This window comes from Bacteroides sp. K03, assembly GCF_019734355.1.
GTDB lineage: Bacteria > Bacteroidota > Bacteroidia > Bacteroidales > Bacteroidaceae > Bacteroides > Bacteroides nordii.
The window spans coordinates 1-19,220 of sequence record NZ_JAASHC010000033.1; the positions used below are offsets into that span (position 1 = coordinate 1).

20 protein-coding genes are annotated in these 19,220 nt (G+C 40.9%); 5 read left to right on the top strand and 15 right to left on the bottom strand.

The window, feature by feature from the left end:
- Positions 1–230: 230 nt before the first annotated feature.
- The 8 genes from HCG69_RS17285 to HCG69_RS17320 all read right to left on the bottom strand — a co-directional run bounded on the left by HCG69_RS17285 (position 231) and on the right by HCG69_RS17320 (position 6,887).
- Positions 231–1,442, bottom strand: a complete 1,212-nt coding sequence (locus HCG69_RS17285) for an MFS transporter (protein WP_221651072.1) — start codon at positions 1,440–1,442, stop codon at positions 231–233.
- On the bottom strand, positions 1,435–1,860 hold the full coding sequence (locus tag HCG69_RS17290) for an FMN-binding protein (RefSeq protein WP_221651073.1): 426 nt from the start codon (positions 1,858–1,860) through the stop codon (positions 1,435–1,437). Before HCG69_RS17290 ends, HCG69_RS17285 begins: the two co-directional genes overlap by 8 nt.
- Complete coding sequence (gene rfbD / locus HCG69_RS17295) at positions 1,857–2,744, bottom strand: dTDP-4-dehydrorhamnose reductase (protein WP_221651074.1); 888 nt, start codon at positions 2,742–2,744, stop codon at positions 1,857–1,859. The genes HCG69_RS17290 and rfbD overlap by 4 nt, the downstream gene beginning before the upstream one ends.
- 9 nt (positions 2,745–2,753) lie before the next feature.
- On the bottom strand, positions 2,754–3,284 hold the full coding sequence (locus HCG69_RS17300) for an occludin (protein WP_221651075.1): 531 nt from the start codon (positions 3,282–3,284) through the stop codon (positions 2,754–2,756).
- Between the two features lie 134 nt (positions 3,285–3,418).
- Entirely contained in the window at positions 3,419–4,189 is a 771-nt protein-coding gene (locus tag HCG69_RS17305; protein WP_221651076.1) for a TonB-dependent receptor, read from the bottom strand.
- Positions 4,190–4,203: 14 nt separating this feature from the next.
- The gene (locus tag HCG69_RS17310; protein WP_221651077.1) at positions 4,204–4,899 is read right to left on the bottom strand and encodes a response regulator transcription factor; all 696 of its coding nucleotides are present in this window, start codon (positions 4,897–4,899) and stop codon (positions 4,204–4,206) included.
- A gap of 19 nt (positions 4,900–4,918) precedes the next feature.
- The gene (locus tag HCG69_RS17315) at positions 4,919–6,598 is read right to left on the bottom strand and encodes a sensor histidine kinase KdpD (RefSeq protein WP_221651078.1); all 1,680 of its coding nucleotides are present in this window, start codon (positions 6,596–6,598) and stop codon (positions 4,919–4,921) included.
- A 94-nt stretch (positions 6,599–6,692) separates the two neighbouring features.
- Positions 6,693–6,887 carry a hypothetical protein gene (locus HCG69_RS17320; protein WP_221651079.1) on the bottom strand — a complete coding sequence of 65 codons (195 nt, stop codon included), beginning with the start codon at positions 6,885–6,887 and terminating at the stop codon, positions 6,693–6,695.
- 182 nt (positions 6,888–7,069) lie between these two features.
- Here HCG69_RS17320 and HCG69_RS17325 point away from each other — a divergent pair, with 182 nt between their 5' ends.
- Genes HCG69_RS17325 through HCG69_RS17335 form a run of 3 tightly spaced genes read left to right on the top strand, consistent with a single transcriptional unit; the run spans position 7,070 to position 8,710 of the window.
- The gene (locus HCG69_RS17325) at positions 7,070–7,606 is read left to right on the top strand and encodes a flavodoxin (protein WP_221651080.1); all 537 of its coding nucleotides are present in this window, start codon (positions 7,070–7,072) and stop codon (positions 7,604–7,606) included.
- A gap of 6 nt (positions 7,607–7,612) precedes the next feature.
- Positions 7,613–8,173, top strand: coding sequence for a flavin reductase family protein (locus tag HCG69_RS17330; RefSeq protein WP_221651081.1), 561 nt, complete (start codon positions 7,613–7,615; stop codon positions 8,171–8,173).
- 15 nt (positions 8,174–8,188) lie between these two features.
- Positions 8,189–8,710: a DapH/DapD/GlmU-related protein gene (locus HCG69_RS17335; RefSeq protein WP_221651082.1), complete on the top strand. Its 522-nt coding sequence runs from the start codon at positions 8,189–8,191 to the stop codon at positions 8,708–8,710.
- A 133-nt stretch (positions 8,711–8,843) separates the two neighbouring features.
- On the opposite strand, the gene HCG69_RS17340 is transcribed toward HCG69_RS17335, so the two are convergent.
- On the bottom strand, positions 8,844–9,545 hold the full coding sequence (locus HCG69_RS17340) for an epoxyqueuosine reductase (protein WP_221651083.1): 702 nt from the start codon (positions 9,543–9,545) through the stop codon (positions 8,844–8,846).
- Positions 9,542–10,669, bottom strand: a complete 1,128-nt coding sequence (locus tag HCG69_RS17345; RefSeq protein WP_221651084.1) for a GyrI-like domain-containing protein — start codon at positions 10,667–10,669, stop codon at positions 9,542–9,544. Before HCG69_RS17345 ends, HCG69_RS17340 begins: the two co-directional genes overlap by 4 nt.
- Positions 10,670–10,934: 265 nt before the next feature.
- On the opposite strand from HCG69_RS17345, the gene HCG69_RS17350 reads away from it, so the two are divergent.
- The gene (locus HCG69_RS17350) at positions 10,935–13,019 is read left to right on the top strand and encodes an outer membrane beta-barrel family protein (RefSeq protein ID WP_221651085.1); all 2,085 of its coding nucleotides are present in this window, start codon (positions 10,935–10,937) and stop codon (positions 13,017–13,019) included.
- Positions 13,020–13,101: 82 nt separating this feature from the next.
- Positions 13,102–14,769, top strand: coding sequence for a formate--tetrahydrofolate ligase (locus HCG69_RS17355; RefSeq protein WP_221651086.1), 1,668 nt, complete (start codon positions 13,102–13,104; stop codon positions 14,767–14,769).
- A 240-nt stretch (positions 14,770–15,009) separates the two neighbouring features.
- Here HCG69_RS17355 and HCG69_RS17360 read toward each other — a convergent pair whose 3' ends face one another.
- The 5 genes from HCG69_RS17360 to pyrI form a co-directional block, all read right to left on the bottom strand.
- Entirely contained in the window at positions 15,010–15,717 is a 708-nt protein-coding gene (locus tag HCG69_RS17360) for a hypothetical protein (RefSeq protein WP_221651087.1), read from the bottom strand.
- Between the two features lie 154 nt (positions 15,718–15,871).
- Positions 15,872–17,152 carry a serine hydroxymethyltransferase gene (glyA, locus tag HCG69_RS17365; protein WP_221651088.1) on the bottom strand — a complete coding sequence of 427 codons (1,281 nt, stop codon included), beginning with the start codon at positions 17,150–17,152 and terminating at the stop codon, positions 15,872–15,874.
- 103 nt (positions 17,153–17,255) lie between these two features.
- A complete protein-coding gene (locus HCG69_RS17370) occupies positions 17,256–17,954 on the bottom strand; it encodes a porin family protein (protein ID WP_255586202.1) in 699 nt (232 codons plus the stop codon).
- A gap of 93 nt (positions 17,955–18,047) precedes the next feature.
- Positions 18,048–18,620 (bottom strand): flavin reductase family protein, encoded by a 573-nt coding sequence (locus HCG69_RS17375; protein ID WP_221651090.1) that lies wholly within the window; start codon positions 18,618–18,620, stop codon positions 18,048–18,050.
- 135 nt (positions 18,621–18,755) lie between these two features.
- On the bottom strand, positions 18,756–19,220 hold the full coding sequence (gene pyrI / locus HCG69_RS17380; RefSeq protein WP_221651091.1) for an aspartate carbamoyltransferase regulatory subunit: 465 nt from the start codon (positions 19,218–19,220) through the stop codon (positions 18,756–18,758).

Sequence of the window (19,220 nt, forward strand, 5' to 3'; positions counted from 1 at the left end):
TTTCCTTGGTTAACTTGTTTTAACTACAAAGATAATATTTCAACCTCTATTTATTATGATGCAAATCTAAAGGATTAACGCAGATTAAAAGACTGTGTATCTTTATTTATATTTGTTTCCCTTTGCGAAAATCTGTGTTCATCTGCGTTTCAATGAATCATCGTTTGTCGTACCTCTTCGTGCGGGAAGCACTCATTGCCAGCCAATTGGCACATTGGCACATTAGCAAATTATTCTCTCCTTTCCAATTTCATTATCGAAGGAATAAAGAACGCCAGTGTCCCAGTCAATACAATAGCAATACCGCATATTGCAAATACATTGGCAACACCGATAGCATCTGCTATAAATCCGGTAGCCATCAATCCTAAAATAGAAGGCAGTAAACTGATACTGTCAAACAACGAGAATACACGTCCCAGGAAAGAAGCTTCGATTTTGGTTTGAAGCAACGCTGTGAAGGGACCCGAATTAAATGGGATTGCAAGGCCTTGTACTACAGAAAATATGGCGTAGGCAATGAATGCCGAAGGCGGTAGAATACCTGAAATAAAAATGCTTATTCCGATGATAACATAAGATACATTCATCATCACTACCTTTCGGACACGGGGATTCCATATTCCTAGCAGAATACCACCCAACAGCATACCTAAACCGAAAAGAAGTTCGATCAGGCTGACTTGATAAGCTGTTCCCGAAAAGTTTTTTAACGTCATCAGAGGTAACAGGGCTACGATAGGCATTACAAAGAAAGTGATAAGCACTTCGATTACCATTACCCAACTCAATCCACGATTCCTACTAATAACGTTGAAGCCTGCCTTCATATCCCGCAATACATTATCGGCGGTATCTGTTCCTATTTTTTCCGGATTGGGAATGAATACAAACAGCAGAGCCGTACAAGCTATGGCAGCTCCTACCACATCGAGAAGCATCACTATGCTCATGTCCGTAGCAACAATCAATGCAGCACCCAACACCGGACCACAGATATTACACACTGCTTGTATCGCCTGGTTAATACTGGCAATACGCGTAAGCTCTTTCTCCGGAGCAAGCAACGGTATGGATGATTTCATGGCAGGTGCATGGAAAGCACTGCCAATGGAACGGAGCATCAGTAACAGATAAATTTGCCATATTTCGATAATATCGAGATAGAACAACAGCGCAATAACCCCGGAACAGAGAGCAACAAAGCTGTCTGCCAATATCATAGTCCACTTACGGCTCCAGCGGTCTACAAATACACCGGCAAAAGGACCTAATACTACCTGAGGTAATAATGCAGCAATAGTAGCAAATGAAAGTACTTCGGCAGAACCCGTTTCAAGACTGATCCACAGCACGATAGCAAACTGAGCAATTGAACTGCTGAGAATAGAAAATAATTGCCCTGACCATATAATAATAAACTTTTTCTTCCAATTATTCATAACCTTTCTTTCGTCGTTTCTTTCTACGCATCAGGAAGTATCCCAATGCGATAATAATTAGCAATCCTGTACCTGTTGTAGCAAGGAGTGAGACATCGGAACGGCTTTGTTCGGCTTCATAAACTTCGAGACGCTTATGCACCGTATTAATAATCCCCCTTGATGTAAAAGTAGCTCCGGATACTGCATCTACTTTCTTTGCCAGTGCTTCTTGGGGCGTAAGTCCGTTCCAGGCCTTCAGTAAGCCGCCATCTATGGCTATCTGTATGTATTTCGGAGTGTCTTTGTTGGGTAGAAGCTTCACTTCTGATATTTTTCCGGAAGCATCCAATACGATCTCCAATGGGGTAGGACCGGCGAAGCCGATTACTTTGTCTGTATAGGGTTTAGATTGTAGTATGAGGGTATCACTTTTCATGTAAACATCTCTTTTATCCCTTCTTCAAGGGTATGTGGGGTATAATTGATTTCTCGTTTTGCTTTTGCAATACTCAGGCCGCTAAAACGGGGACGGGGAGTGGCTTCCTGCATTTCTTCCGTAGTGACAGGCAAAATGAGGGAACGGTCCAACCCTAATACCTCAGCTACGCGATAGGCTATATCAGCTATAGAAACGCAATCGCTTCCGCAGATATGGTAAATTCCATTACGGGGATGATGCATTAATTGTTCTACAGCATGCGAGATGTCACCTACAAAGGTAGGAGTACGCCATTGGTCGGAAACAACACGAATTGTTTCACCGCTACGTAGTTTGTTGGCTACCAGCTGTATAATATTACCATGTTGCCCGGGCAATGCTTTCCCATAAACTACGACTACGCGGACAATGGCGTAATTGCCACAATATTCGGCAACACGCTCTTCCCCTTCAAGTTTGGTGATTCCGTAGTAATTGACCGGATTAGGTTCATCTTCTTCTGTATACAACCGGTCAGTTCTGCCATCAAACACAAAATCGGTGGAAAGGTGTATAAAACGACTTCCATACTGTTCGCAGGCACGCGCCAGATGTTCTACCGCAGTGATATTGGTAGCGCGCGCCTCATTATGATGTGTTTCGCAGAAGTCTGGTACTGACAGTGCAGAAGTATTAATAACCACATCCGGACAAACCTCCTTGAAGAGTGCCCGTACTTCTGATGCATTACGTATATCCGTGCGGATAAACTGATAGCCGTCGCCACTTTGGATGTCATTGCGTAACGAACAAGCAGTAATGTTGTATATTTCGCGTGCCACGAGGTCGTTCAGTATCCGCCGGCCGGTAAAGCCGTTGGCACCAATAATCAGTATATTCATACTTTATTATTAAGGGTAATAGGGGTTTCTTCCTTGCTGTACTTCTATGCGTATTCCAAATGAACCATTGGCCGATTTCAATTCGAAAGCTCCTTTGAAAGCATTTCTTTCCCAGGGTAGTGCACTACGGTTAGGCACCCTGTATCCATCGGCATTATATTCACCGTATGTATTGATTCGCATACCGTTTTTCAGTTTGAATGATCCCATTTGCAGGTTTTGTGCAGAGCCGAAACCAAATCCGCCGAATCCGGAGAAAGAAGGGGTAAAAACGTTTGATAATCCCTGTGAATAAGTTACATCCGGATTGAGACGGAACAATTGATTAAAATCTTTGCTGGTATCGGATAGAGAAAGATCTACTTTGGGCAAATGGGAAGGCATAACACTCATCAAACCCATATCCAGCAGAAATCCGCCAAACTCCTTATAGTTCTCTTCCGGAGCACGAGGGGTACGATCATCTGACGGTAGTTCCGATTGTGCGGACACTACAGCCGTTGCTAATAGCAATGAAAAGAATAATATCAGCTTTTTCATATCCGTAGGTTATTATTGAGGCAAAGATAGAAAATATTTGCTGATTATCTATATCGGGGAATAATCTGTTGTAGAAACTTAACTTGAATAATGGGCGGTTAATCATTGAGTGCTTCTCTTACAATCGCTCTGTTTTATTTCCCTCCGATTTTAAAAACAGGATAAGCGATTGGAACTGTTTTCCACTTCATCTTCATTGGGTCGTACACCCGTTCCATGCCTCCGTGGAGTTCAAGCCAATTGGTTACCTTCAACTCCATGATTACTCCGTAGTAACTCTGTGGAGCCATAGGAGTGAGATAACCGTGTGCTGCATTGCGTTGCCCGTTGATGGAGTATTGCCCGACTGCTCTTATTTTGAGCCAATCATTAATACGATATCCGAATGAGCCGTTGAAGCCTGCATCAAACTGAGACCCATGAACGAAGGAAGGCATTGTATATTTTGTTGTATAAATCCCTCCGGTAACATCCCATCGCTCATTGAACTGATAGGTATAGGCAGCACCGACATCTATGTGAGTACCCATAGTGGGATACGTATTGTATGTACTATAGGTGCTGATGTAACTATTGGGAGTGAGTATGAAGTTGTCATATCTGTTATAGTCGCGTGCCCAGGGGTTGGAATCCTGACCAAGACGTGGTTTGGGCCAGGGAGTCTGGATAAATTCGGGGATAGTGATACGCATCGTCATGCTGTCTGCTGCCACAGGAGAGGCATGATGTGGGTCAGGAGTAGCATCCGATAAAATGAAACCACTGTCATCTGTATGTACAGGTGAACGGCTTTCCGGGACGGTGGGAACCAATAGCTTTATACTATCATTGGGCGCCTCGGTCTGTGAAAAAAACGGGATTGCGAAAAGAGAGAATAGAAAGCCGATGCAGATCCTTTTGTCCATAATTTCATCCTCCGTTAGTTAACGATCATTTTATAACCAATACCACGCACATTAACGATACGTATCCGTTCATCCTGTGCTAATTTATGTCTTAACTTGGTGATAAATACATGCAGACTGCGGGAATTGAAGAAGCTGTCATCTCCCCATAGCTCCAGCAAAACGTTTTGCGTATTCACAACCTGATTACGATTCTCGCACAATCGTTTTAGTATTTCCGACTCACGATGAGAGAGCTCCTGCTTTGTACCGGCATATATAAGTGTTTGTGCTATAGAGTCAAAAATATAGTGTCCGACCTCAAAACGTGTTTCCTTGTGTGTCTCGGTAAAAGAAAAAGCCTTTCCTGCCAATGATTTGATGCGTATAATAAGTTCTTGCATACCAAAAGGCTTCTTCAGGTAATCATTTGCACCGAGTTCAAAACCTTCTACTACGTCGTTGATTGCCGACCGGGCTGTGAGAAAGAGTACTGGCGTTTGCTTGTCTGTCTGGCGGATACGACGTACCATTTCAAATCCATCCATACGAGGCATCATTACATCAGCTACCAGAACGTCCGGACGTAAATCAAAAAACAGGCGTAATCCTTCTTCACCATTGGCAGCAGTATGGATAATAAAGTCACTTTCTTCAAGCGTGTCTTTGATGATCATGGCGAGGGTGAGTTCATCCTCCACCAGTAGTACTTTGATTTTGTCCTTACTCATACTCATACTCATAATAAAACTACTCATTAATTACTAATGTAAATGTACTTCCGTGTCCCGGTTCACTCGCTACACTTACTGTACCACCGTGTTTCTCTATCATTGTCCGGACATAATAGAGCCCCAACCCATAACCTTTAACATCGTGAAGATTACCGGTAGGAACACGATAGAACTTATCAAATATATGTTTTTGCTTCTCGGAAGCTATGCCGATACCCTGGTCGGTAACAGATATTTCAACCTGTCCGTTCGCATTACGATGGCAATGCAATTTAATCAGAACCTGCCCCGGAGAATACTTCACGGCATTATCTATCAGATTGCTGATAATATTACTGAAATGAGTACGATCTGCCGTCACAGAAAGATTGGCAGGTTCTATTTCATAAGTGATGGTAATCTCTTTTTCTGCTTTCAGTTTATGAAGTTCGATCAGAGTATCTAACATTGGTTTTAACTCCAAATGTTCGGTATGCAGACGGAAAGTTTTCCGACGCTCCATGCTCATACTTAATATCTGTTCAACCAGTCCGCTGAGCCGTTGCAACTGTTCCTGGCAGATACGGAGATATTTATCGCGCTTCACTTTCTCTTCGGCCTGGTTAAAGTTGAGTAAGGCATCATTGGCAGCATAAGCTACGGAGATAGGAGTTTTTAGTTCGTGAGTGATATTATTGGTAAAATCGCTTGTAATCTCTTCCAATGATTTCTGACGCAGGATAGTACGGATGAGATACCAGAAAGAGAAAGAAAGTATGATAAAAATAATGAATGAAGTAATAAGTATACCGATCATTTGCTTTAAAACGAGCAGAGTCACAGGCTCTATCCAAAGGCGATACATAAATGAGGTATGAAGATCGAATGCATAATTGTAACATTGTGCTTTCGGTCCCGGAATATAACTGCTGTCTCCGGCAATACCGAGTGTGTCGATAAAGGTCAGTGTAGAATCGATATTACTTCCGGAATGAAGAAACTCCGTCCGGTGCGGCAGAAAAATATTATTTGCTCTGAGAGAAAGGGTTAATAAACTATCATATACTTGCAAATTGGGATCCAGAAGAATATCTAAGCCGGAATGCAGTCCGCGTTGGAAGTGAGTGGCGAGTTCCAGCATACTGTTTTTGCCATTTAATATTATATCCAGTCCGCTGTTGGAGGTTAAGGCTGCTTCTCCTTCTTCCTGGTCTGCCATCTGAGTATCCTTCTGCCCTTTTATTGAATCATCGGGAGAGTTTACAATCTTACCATTGAATAGCATTTCTGCTTTTTTATTAGAATCTCTGGCGGAACGGGTAGTGTCATTATGTACGTATATCTCCACTACTTTTGTAGAATCTTTCAAATAGGTAATGTTACTATCGCTTTGGGAAGTAAGTTTCTCGAATTTTGTACTATCCAGCTGGCTTGCATTCTGATAAGTAGTGGTACTACTGCGAACAAAAGATTTTCCCTCGTCATTATATCCGGCAGCAACAGATACCTCACCGTGTGCATCTCCATAGTTTCTCAGATTCTCTACGCGGAGCATCATCTCATTATAATCGCTCATACGCATAGATTCCACGATACTATGTTCGAGATCATCTTTCATAGTATGGTAAAGTCCCGTAAGCCAATATGCCTGATATGCAAAGATACCTATCAGCGAAACGAGTACAAGAATAGCAATATGTTTAAAAGGTAGTTTCATGCCCGATACACATGTTTTTTGTATAGGCAAAGATAAGAGGAAAGTGGATTAATCGCACCTAACGGTAAGACTAAATAACACTTTCTTCCGTTTTTCAGACTATTGGCAGGGTAACTATGACCCGTGTACCCTGATTGTAAGCCGGATCAATGTATATATCCCCAGACAAACGATTGATGATGAGTTGGGTTAATTGTTGCAATAGACTATCTTTTATATGAGTATCGACAACATAGGCGGAGAATGCTATTGTCAGGCAAAAGATAGTAAAGATTGTATGTCGAATCATGTTTGTTCCAGTTGTTTGTATATGTAAATCTACAATATATTCTGTATATAACGATCTTTTTACATTCATATTTTCTTTTATCAGTGATTTGGGTTAGATAATCAGTGATTTATATACCTTTATGATAGATATTATTCTGTAATTTTGTACCATGATAATAGAAATTAAAACTATAAATGACAATGAAAGTTATAAGTATGATTATGGTAGTGAGCATGATGTTATGTATCCCCATAAATGCACAGGAACAAAGTAATAAAATATTGGTGGCTTATTTTTCAGTAACAGGAACGACGGAAAAAGCAGCTAAGTTGATTGTAGAAGTTACAGGTGGTACGCTCTGCGAGATACAACCTGAAAAGGAATACGTCACTGCTGATTTGGATTGGCATGACAAATCCTCACGTAGTAGTGTGGAGATGTCGAATGCCGAATCACGTCCTGCGTTAAAATCTAAACCGGAGAATCTTGCAGATTACGATATCATCTATATAGGTTTCCCCATTTGGTGGAATTCAGCTCCGAGAATCATCAATACTTTTATTGAGAGCGATGATTTTGCCGGCAAGGTGATTATTCCCTTTGCCACATCGGGTGGAAGCAATATTTCTAATGTAGAAAAAGAGTTGCGGGAAACCTATCCTGATATGAAATGGCAGAAGGGCCGCCTTTTGAATGGTGCGACGAAGGAAGATATTAAGAAATGGACTAAAAAATAAATTGTTATGAGAAAGAATTTTGGGGCAAAGCCCTTTACTTATCCGCAGCCGGTGTTTATTATCGCTGCTTATGATGAAAATGGTACTCCCAATGCTATGAATGCGGCTTGGGGTGGTATCAGCGAGATGCATGAAATTAGTATTTGTATTAGTGAGGGACATAAAACGACTGCCAATATACTGAAGCGTAAGGCTTTTACTGTGAGTATGGCAGAGGTCGGACAGGTGGTTGCCTGTGATTACGTAGGTATTGTTTCCGGTAATAAGGTTTCGGATAAATTTGCTCGTGCAGGTTTCCATGCTACTCGTTCGGAGTTTGTAGATGCACCGTTGATTGACGAATTATCCGTAGTGCTGGAATGTAAGTTTCAGGATTATAATCCTGAAACCTGCATTTTACGTGGTGAAATAATAAATGTAAGTGTAGACGAACGTGTTCTTGACGAAAACGGTAAGGTGGATGTATCCAAAGTGTCTCCTGTTATATTCGATCCGTTCAATAACGATTACCTGGAAGTGGGTAAAAAGGTAGGGAATGCCTTTTCGGATGGAAAGAGATTGAAATAAGGAGTAGCATTATATATGAAAGAAATAAGAATAGACTGTGCACACCAGAGTGAGGCTGAACTTGCTTTGGCGAAAGAACAGGCACAATTGGTATTCCGCCTGAACCATACTATGCCGATGACGGACGAATATGATGAGCTGCTTCATCGTCTTTTCCCGAATATGGGGGAAGGCAGTCGTGTGAATACCCCGCTTACAGTTGTTCGTCCCCATGAGGTGAGAATTGGCTGCCATGTCACTATAATGAACGGTTGCCTGATGATGTCTGCCGGTGGCATTACGATTGACGATGATGTTCAGATAGCCGCCAACGTACAACTGATATCGAATAATCATGATCTTGACAATCGCTCGATTATTACTTGTAAGCCGGTACATATTTGTAGCAGGGCATGGATAGGAGCAGGGGCTACGATCCTTCCGGGAGTTACAATCGGTGAGAATAGTGTTGTAGGAGCGGGCAGTGTTGTGACCAGCGATGTAGAACCGAATACGATTGTGGCAGGTAACCCCGCTAAGGTAATTCGAAAGATTTAGATTTTTCAATTATTGGTTGTGGAAAAATATAAGAAAAAAACGGAAGGGATTGATTTCTCTTCCGTTTTTATTCTTGTGAACCCTCGGTTGGGCTTCTTCTATTTGTTATTCTTTGTTCGTTACTTGTGGAGATTCAGACAATATTCCTCTTTATATATATTTGTGTTCTGGGACAATGCACAAGGCATTTCAAACAGGTACTGCATCCATGTATGTCAACGATTTCATCTCTTGAAACAGATCTACTCCAAATTTTACCTTTAAGGACTTTTCTCTCGCAGATATTGACGCAAGTAATGCAATTACCGCATTTTGGAGATAGAGGTTCATGCAATACCGTTTCCAGTGGAGCATCAGTCAAAACCGTACCGAGACATTGTGCTACACCATATTCAGGAGTAATTAACAGGTTATTTTTTCCAATCCATCCTAATCCGCCAAGTAATGCAACGGTTTTATGGGGCAATACAGATTCTTTGGTTTCAAAATTGAATACGCCGTCGGCCAATAATTCCGTATCAGATTGTGAAACGGCTTTATAACCCTTCCCTGTGATGAACTTGGCCAATTCGTCTGCTATTTCTCCTGCCTTATGTTCGGTTTGCGAATATTCATCATCGTCGAAATTGTAATTATCCGCTATCCGTGCTTGTACGTAGTCGGGAATATTAAATACCATTTTAGCATATTCTGCGGTTAGCGGAAGCGCAAAAACAATGGCGGTCGGGAGTTGTCTGTTTTGCTTTTCGTCCAAATGCGATATGCCGACAAAGCGAATCAGTTCTGCTCCTTGATCTTTTAATTCGTTTTCTATCTCTTGGTTTAAGTATTTCATGTTTCTTTTTTTGTAATAGGGATATAAATATCTGTTATAAGCTCCGCAGCCGGAGTTTTTTCGGGAGTGTTGATGTAAGTCTCAAAGGTAAGCTGTTCCCGCAGAGTATAATCGCTTGTCGGCAACCAGTCAAGGTAAATATGGCGGTACACCTTATTCAGTTCATGATAAAACCCTTTGAAACGAAAGATTGCATATTCTCCCGCATGAATTTGATAAACGCCAAAACCTTTCGGCATTTCAAATGATTGCGGCAATGTTACCCCAATCATAAAACGGCTTTGTTCTTCAGGTGTGATATACGGATAATCGAGAGTCAAGCTCACATATTTACATCCTTTTGAAGACAATTCATATTTTTCGGAAAATTGTAGCAACTGCTTCCACAAAACAGAGAAGCTATGGATGACATTATTTGTTCTTTCCAATTTCAAGTATGCGATTCGAATACCAGATATTTTTTCAATACTTGGTTCAATTCGTATCGGATTCTTCCTCTCGGGATTGACGTTTGAATGCTTTTTGCGAAATTCCGGAATGGAACAATTGAAATAACTCTTGAATGCCCTCGAAAGTGTATGCTTGTTCTGATAATTGATTTGATCGAGAAGCTTCGGGACACTTACGTCAGTCGTTATTACCTTAAATGCAATGTACTCTAATCTCAGTCGTTGAATGTACATTCCAATATTTTCGCCACAAACTGCTTTGAAAAGCCTGCGAAAATAATATTTGGAGATACCTGCAACATGAGATAGCTTGTCAGAATCAAGGTCGTCAAACAAATGGCGGTTGATATATTCCTGAACTCTTATAATCAAATCATATTGCACATGAGCCGTATTGATCTTTTGTTTCCACCTCTTGATATTCGGAAGTCGTTTGGACATTTCCGTTCTCAACTCTTCCGAAGTGAGATTAACTCCTGTCTCTTTATAATATTCTTCGGGGAAAAGCCCCCAAAGATAAATGAGATAATCCATTGAAAAATCATAGAGTTTAACTCCATTGTGCAAACAATAGTCGCAATATTCCACATTTTGGTTTGCCTCAAGATTTGTATAATCTATATCTAAAGGTATTCCACACGTCTGGCAATATTTTGTTTCAGCATTGATTTTCATAAATATCCTGTTATTTGGATGCAAAGTTAATCAATAGATTGTGCTAAAGGTTACCATAAATAGCCTTCTTTTAAAAGAAAGCAGAGAATACTTTAATAACTATAGATTCATTGTTATTTAGTCTGTTGTCAGTGTTATTATCTAATTCTTCTTTGTTTTGTATGGTAGTGGACGATAAGACTAAATAACACTACATAAGTTTCGGATAACGCAGACTAAACTGATTTTTGGCGTATTTTGCATTATCACTAAAACCAGATACAATATGAAACGAATTTATTTACTGTTTACTATGATTGGCATGGGGTTAACACACTTGTGTGCACAGTCTCAAGATAGCTTGGATACTTATATTGATAGTATTTATCACGAATTGCCTGAAGTGATGATAAAAGGCGAACGTCCCATTGTAAAAGCCACACAGGGCAAGTTGGTATATGACATACCACGGCTCATAAATGATTTGCCTGTCGATAATGCCTATGATGCAATCAAGGAACTTCCGGGAGTTGCAGAAATGAACGGTAGTATCACACTTGCCGGACAGGGTGTTACCGTAGTCATAGATGGTAAAGTGACTACTATGAGTACCGAACAGCTGAATGCGTTGCTAAAGAGTATTCCTTCAAGCCGTATTGAGAAAGCTGAAGTGATGTACTCCGCCCCGGCACGCTACCAGGTTCGTGGAGCCATGATAAATATTTGTCTGAAACAAGGGGGAGGAAATGCTCCTTCTTTTCAGGGAGAACTTTTTAGCGATTACAGACAGAAACATTATGAAGCATTGACCGAGCGTGCAAGCCTCCTTTATTCCGGAAATAAATTCTCTGCTGACTTTCTTTACTCTTACGGACATGGACGCAACTATTTTTTAACGGACAAGGAGGCTTTGCATACGCTGTCGGATGGTCATGTATATCCAATGAATACACATGAGATGCAGCGCAGCCGACACAACACACACAGTGTTCGTCTTGGTGCGGATTACCTAATTGCAGAAGAACATCAATTGAGCTTTGTTTATAATGGTACGTTCACCAATGGGCATAACCGGACTACAGTAGAAGGAGCACAAACCTCTAATACGCAAACCCGTAGTACGGATCAACTTCATAATGGACGCATGGATTATCGTACTCCGTTTGGTTTGAAGGCAGGTGCAGAATTTACATTTTATGAGTCTCCTTCTACCCAATTGTTGCACAGTCGTTTAAATGATGACGAACTTGATTTTCTGAGCGATGATTGTCAGCGTATTAATCGTTGGAAGTTTTTCCTTTCTGAGGAACAAGATCTGGGTAAAGGTTGGGGAATCAATTACGGAGCGGTTTATACTACCAGTATAGATCATAGTCATCAATACTACTATAATCCTGAAAATGGTGAGTTATTGTCTGGGAATAATAACATGAAATCACGTCGGCGTGAGCAGACCTTAAACTTTTATGCCGGATTTAATAAAAGCTTCGGTGATAAATTATCGTTGGATGTTTCGCTGGCTACCGAACAGTTTCATACACCTGTCTGGAATGAATGGAATTTTTATCCAACTCTGAATCTCAACTATGTTCCATCTGCCGGAAATATCTGGCAACTTTCTTTTAGCAGTGATAAAAATTATCCGGATTATTGGGCTACACAAGATGCTATTTCCTATTTAGGAGGCGGATATTCTGAGATTCATGGCAATCCGTTCTTGAAGCCGGATATTGATTACCAGGCACAACTCACATATGTTTTGAAAAGTAAGTATATGTTTACTGCCTGGTATAGCCAAACGAAAAATTATTCTACCCAAACACTGTATCAATCTCCTGATCGCTTGTTGGAAATCTATAAGTATTTAAATTTCGATAAGAAGCAACAAATAGGACTACAGGCGGTTATCCCTTTTAAAGTGAAAGAGTGGTTAAGCTCTCGCATTACTCTGATCGGAGTATATGACCGACAGAAAGACAGTGATTTCTGGGATATTCCTTTTGACCGTAAGATTTGTTATGGTATGGCTCTTATGAACAATACGTTTACACTTTCCGGTAAGCCGGATATTAAAGTTATCATCAGTGGTATGGTACGTAGTAAAGCAATACAAGGTATTTATGATTTACCGGCATCCGGCAATGTAGATGCAGCTATGAGATATACGTTTGCAAAAGGAAAAGCTTTGCTCACTTTACGCTGTAATGATATCTTTGAAACCGGACAAATTTCGCCACGTATCCACTTTGCTACACAGAATGTAACGAATAACTATTCCTGCTTCCGTGAATTCGGTGTTTCATTTACATATAAGTTTGGCGGCTATAAGGAGAAACAGCGGAAGGCAGTAGATACTTCACGATTTAAGTGATTTTTCTCTGCTTATTCCAACTTTTGTATGGAGTTAATTGTTAATTTTGCAATCTTAAATGCGAAACTAATAATTACCCGATATGAAATCAGATATAGAAATAGCCCGTGGAACGGAACTAAAGAAAATAAAGCAGGTTGCTGAAAGTATTGGCATCCCGCGTGACGAAGTGGAAAACTATGGTCGTTACATTGCAAAAATCCCCGAGCAATTGATAGACGAAGAAAAAGTAAAACAGAGTAATCTGATACTGGTAACTGCCATTACTGCCACTAAAGCCGGAATTGGTAAGACAACTGTTTCTATCGGTCTGGCTCTGGGGCTTAATAAAATAGGTAAAAAAGCGATTGTAGCTTTGCGTGAACCGTCTTTAGGTCCTTGTTTTGGCATGAAAGGTGGTGCAGCGGGAGGAGGATATGCCCAGGTACTTCCTATGGATAAGATAAACCTGCATTTCACAGGTGATTTCCATGCCATCACTTCGGCACATAATATGATCTCTGCTTTATTGGATAACTTTCTGTATCAGAACCAATCCAATGGCTTTGGACTAAAAGAAATCCTTTGGCGTCGGGTGCTCGATGTAAATGATCGCTCTTTGCGTAACATTGTTACCGGACTGGGGGCGAAGACAGATGGCATCACTATGCAATCGGGTTTCGACATTACTCCTGCTTCAGAGATTATGGCTATTCTTTGCCTGGCAAGCGATATGGAAGACCTTCGCCGCCGTATTGAGAATATACTGCTTGGTTTTACCTACGATGATAAGCCATTCACGGTAAAAGATCTTGGTGTGGCTGGTGCAATCACCGTTTTACTAAAAGATGCCATTCATCCCAATTTGGTGCAGACAACAGAGAATACAGCGGCTTTTGTACACGGTGGTCCGTTTGCTAATATTGCGCATGGTTGTAATTCTATCCTGGCAACTAAGATGGCTATGACTTTTGGTGATTATGTAATCACAGAGGCCGGTTTTGGAGCTGATCTTGGTGCAGAGAAATTCTACAATATAAAATGTCGGAAGAGTGGTGTACAGCCTCGACTGACTATTATTGTCGCCACAGCACAGGGATTGAAAATGCATGGTGGTGTTAGTCTTGACCGCATTAAAGATCCCAATATGGAAGGTCTGAAAGAAGGACTTCGTAACCTCGATAAACATGTCCGTAACCTTCGTGCTTTCGGCCAGACGGTAATTGTTGCATTCAATAAGTTTGCTAGTGATACGGATGAGGAGATGGAGTTACTTCGTCGTCATTGCGAAGAATTAGGAGTGGGCTTTGCCATTAATAATGCGTTTAGTGAAGGAGGAGAGGGAGCTGTAGATCTGGCTAATCTTGTTGTGGAAACTGTTGAGAAGAAACCATCCGCACCCTTACAATTCACTTATAAAGATGAGGATGGCGTAGAACAGAAGATAGAGAAAGTGGCCACTGGTATCTATGGCGCAAGCGTGATTACATACAGCACGATAGCCCGTAAGAAAATCAAACTTGCCGAAACGATGGGGATCACTCATTATCCGGTGTGTATTGCTAAAACGCAATATTCATTCTCTGCCGATCCGAAGATATATGGCGCAGTAAACAACTTTGAGTTCCACATTAAAGATATTGTAATAAATAACGGAGCAGAAATGATTGTTGCCATTGCTGGTGAGATCATGCGTATGCCGGGACTTCCCAAAGAGCCGCAAGCCAAACATATAGACATTATTGATGGCGAAATAGACGGGCTGAGCTGATGAATAATGTGCCAAATATGATATATCAATGTGCCAATTGTGCTACGCTGTACCGATATAGCGTAGCACAATTGGCACATTATTAAAAATTGAGTAGCTACTATGGGTTTAGTAACTACTCAATTTCTGTTTTTTTTGGAAAGAATGTGGAGATTCTTCTTTCGTAAAGAAATCCATTGTTAAATGTAACTTTTCCGTATAGAAACACCACACTCTTGGGTATATATAGAGTCCAGTGTGTTATTTCTTGATTTTTTCTAACACACTGTAAGATTGCAATTCGTTTTTCTTGTTATATTGTTCGGAGCGGACAATACCGATATTGGGCGCATACCATTCGTATCCGTAACCCTCTATCTTTCCTTTCGGTGTCCAGATGTCTATGTCATATTTAATTTTCGTACAATAAAAAGGACCTGCGGGAGTATTTACACTTTCTGTAGCAACAAACCGACGATCAGAGAGAGTTACTTCTGCACGATTGTTTTTGTTCCCTTTTTGATACAAGCGTATGGTAGCATCGTCAAATTCATCATCATCGTCCGGATTTGTCGGATCAGACATAGCATCCGGATAATTCATCAAATCACCGATCATGTATACATCTGTATTCATCATATCCATTGCAGCAGGGAAAGTGGTGGCACCGTTCATACTCATAGAGAAATCTCCGTCGTTACAGCGTGCTACCATTTGCCCGGAGTTGATAAGTTTACCAGCAGCATTGGAGAAGGTGTAACTGGCTATTGCTTCTGTACCGGATGGATAATCATAGACCTGGTCTACACGATAAACGAGGATGTTGGAGAGCTTCCCGTTAGCTGTATAGCAATTGCGAGTTACTTGTTGTCCCTCCTGGTTGGGGAAGAAGAAGGTACAGCTCTCCTGAGCTACGGCGCTGGTTGCAATTAGCATAACGCCCATTAATAATAGATTTTTCAGCTTCATAATTAAGTATAGGTTTATTATCTTTTCTCGTTTTTATGTAGTAAGAACGCCATTTGGCACAAAAGGTTCACAAAGAAGAAAAAAAAACCGTGTATCATCTGTGAAGAAGATACACGGGTATAAGTCTAAATTATTAATTTATGTGTTCCGGTCTTTAATAAGCAAAGATCGGATATTTCTCCATCGTTTTGTTGACACGTGCACGAATCTGTGCTATTACTTCTTCATTATCAACATTAGAGAGTACTGTTTCAATCATTTCAGCAATTTCCAGCATTAAATCTTCCTTTGCGCCACGGGTAGTGATGGCAGGAGTACCCAAACGTATACCAGAGGTCTGGAATGCAGAACGGCTATCAAACGGTACCATGTTTTTGTTTACTGTAATATCAGCAGCTACCAATGCTTTCTCTGCTACCTTACCTGTCAAATCAGGGTATTTTGAGCGCAGGTCTACTAGCATTGAGTGATTATCTGTACCGCCGGATACGATTGTAAAACCACGTTCAATCAGTGCCTGAGCCAGCACAGCTGCATTTTTCTGTACTTGTTTCTGATACTCTTTATATTCTGGTTGCAAGCATTCGCCAAAAGCAACGGCTTTGGCTGCAATAACATGTTCCAACGGACCACCCTGAATTCCGGGGAATACAGCTGAATCCAGTAACTGAGACATCATTTTGATTTCTCCCTTCGGAGTAGTCTTACCCCATGGATTAGGGAAGTCTTTACCCATCATGATAACGCCTCCGCGTGGACCACGCAATGTTTTATGTGTTGTTGATGTGACGATGTGTGCATATTTCAGAGGATTATCCAGCAGGCCGGCAGCAATAAGTCCGGCAGGGTGTGCCATATCTATCATAAGGATAGCACCCACCTTATCTGCTATTTCACGCATACGTTTGTAATCCCATTCACGAGAGTATGCCGAGCCACCACCGATAATCATTTTGGGACGTTCGCGCAAAGCTACTTCTTCCATTTGATCGTAATCAACGCGGCCTGTCTCTTTATTAAGATTGTATTCACATGGAGTATAGATAAGACCGGAAGTATTGACTAATGAACCGTGAGAAAGGTGTCCGCCATGTGCCAGATTTAATCCCATAAATTTATCTCCCGGATTTAATACGGCAAGGAATACAGCCGCATTTGCCTGAGCTCCTGAGTGAGGCTGTACATTCGCCCATTCAGCACCGAAGATTTCTTTCAAGCGGTCGATAGCTATTTGTTCGCTTTGGTCTACCACTTCACATCCCCCATAATAACGTTTACCGGGATACCCTTCCGCGTATTTATTGGTAAGGCAGGAACCCATTGCTTCCATCACCTGGTCACTCACGAAGTTTTCTGATGCTATCAGCTCGATACCTTTAAGCTGACGTTGATGCTCTTTTTCGATAATATCGAAAATTAAATCGTCTCTTTTCATTCTGTATTGTATAAAAATAAGTTTCTTATTGGAGATTCTTTATTAAGCGCACAAATTTATGGAAAAAGAATGATAATCCGACAAAAAAAAGCAGATTTATCTATTAAAATATCACTCCAAGTGAGAAACTGAGTACCTGATCGCGCCGATGAAAGGTAATATTACTTACTCCGGTACTTCCATCGGAATTGATATTGTCGTATGTTACCGATTTTGAAATGTTGTGTACGCCCTGTTCATACCGGAAATCGAAGAATATACGGGAAATATTGACACCAACACCGATAACGGCACTCAGGTTGAATGGGTACAAACGTTCATGTATTCCTTTCTGATCGAAATTCTCAAAAGTGATTTCATTTTTCTTTCCCCAGATATAACGAAGTTTGGGTCCAAAGAAAATAGACATACCATAGGGACCTTCTTTCACTACATTGTATCCATAGAGCATTGGGAAATCAATGCTATGGATCATAGAGGTGACCGAAGCATAATCCGGCTCAATGTCCGGATGATGTGATCCCAGCTTATCGAACGTTATTTCACATTTACTGACATTGTAGGATATTTCCGGTTGAATGAAATGCTTTTTCATGTTGATACGCATGAAAAGTGCACCAAAGTAACCAAGTTTATAGTTGTTCTGAATCTCATCAATGGTTACATCTTTAATCTTAAAATCTGATACCAGAAACATGGAAGCGTTAAAGCCTGCTTTTACCCCGATATTGAATCTTCTATGATTGGGACGGTCTGTTTTATTCTGTGTGTTTTCTTGCGCAAAGGCAGGCAATGTACCCATAAGGGCACATACCAGTATTACCACCACTTTGCGGTTCCAACATCCACGCCATAATCTATATCTAATCCCTTTCATAATTCATAAATCAATTCTTCAATCCTTCCTCTTCTTTTCTACACTCCAGCCGAACTTTCCTATTTTATTCCCCAGTTCGTAGTATCCACCGTGAACATACACCAGTGGATTGGCTTCTGCCAGTTCCAGTTTTCCGGTTTCCGGGTTTAGGTGACCTTCGTCAACACGTACATTTACTACGTCGGCGATAAACATATCGTGTGATCCTAACGATACGATTTCTTTTACTCTGCATTCAATACAAAGTGGTGATTCCTCAATAAGCGGAGCATTGACTACGGTACATTTACCCGGTGTTAATTTCATCTCCTCAAACTTATGATACTCTTTCCCTGAACGTACTCCACACCAGTCTGTAGGGAATGCCATATCTGCCGTTGTGAGATTAATCACAAATTCCATGTTTCTCTTTATAATAGAATAGGAGTGACGTTCCGGACGTATGGATATATAACACATGGGCGGGTTCGTACAAATCGTTCCCGTCCATGCCACCGTAATTATATTATATTCGCTTTCATTGTTTCCGCAACTCACCATGACGGCTGGCAGCGGATAAATCATTGTTCCAGGTTTCCAGTCAACACGCATAAAATTAAACATTTACGGTTAGACAATTAAAGTAGATTTGCGATTAGATTATTTACGATTGAAGAATACCATTTACTGTCAATCTATACATAAAGAGTAATTTCAATCGTAAATAGTAAATTGTCTAATCGTAAATTATTTGGTTATTGTAAATTCTTCTCTCCGTTGTTCCTTTTCGCAATAATGGCATTTCACTACACAGTTGTCTTTATCCACTACATGAAAAAGTGTGGGCATTGGCTCATTATTTGTGATACATTTAGGGTTGGCGCATTTTATAATTCCCTTCAGGTCGTCCGGCATGCGTACCTCCTTCTTTTCTACAACTTCATAATCACGGATAATGTTCAACTTCACATGTGGAGCCACTACTGAAATGCGGTTAATTTCTTCATCACAAAAAAACTTATCAGCTATTTTGATAATACCTTTTCGTCCCAGTTTTTGACTTTCAAGGTTAAAGCCGATAGTAATGTTATTCTTCATGTGTTCCAGTCCAAGTAACCGCACGATGGTAAACAGTTTTTCGCTGGGTATATGGTCGATGACAGTCCCGTTCCGAAGGGCGGCCACTTGCAGGGCTTGTTTATTTTCGTTCAT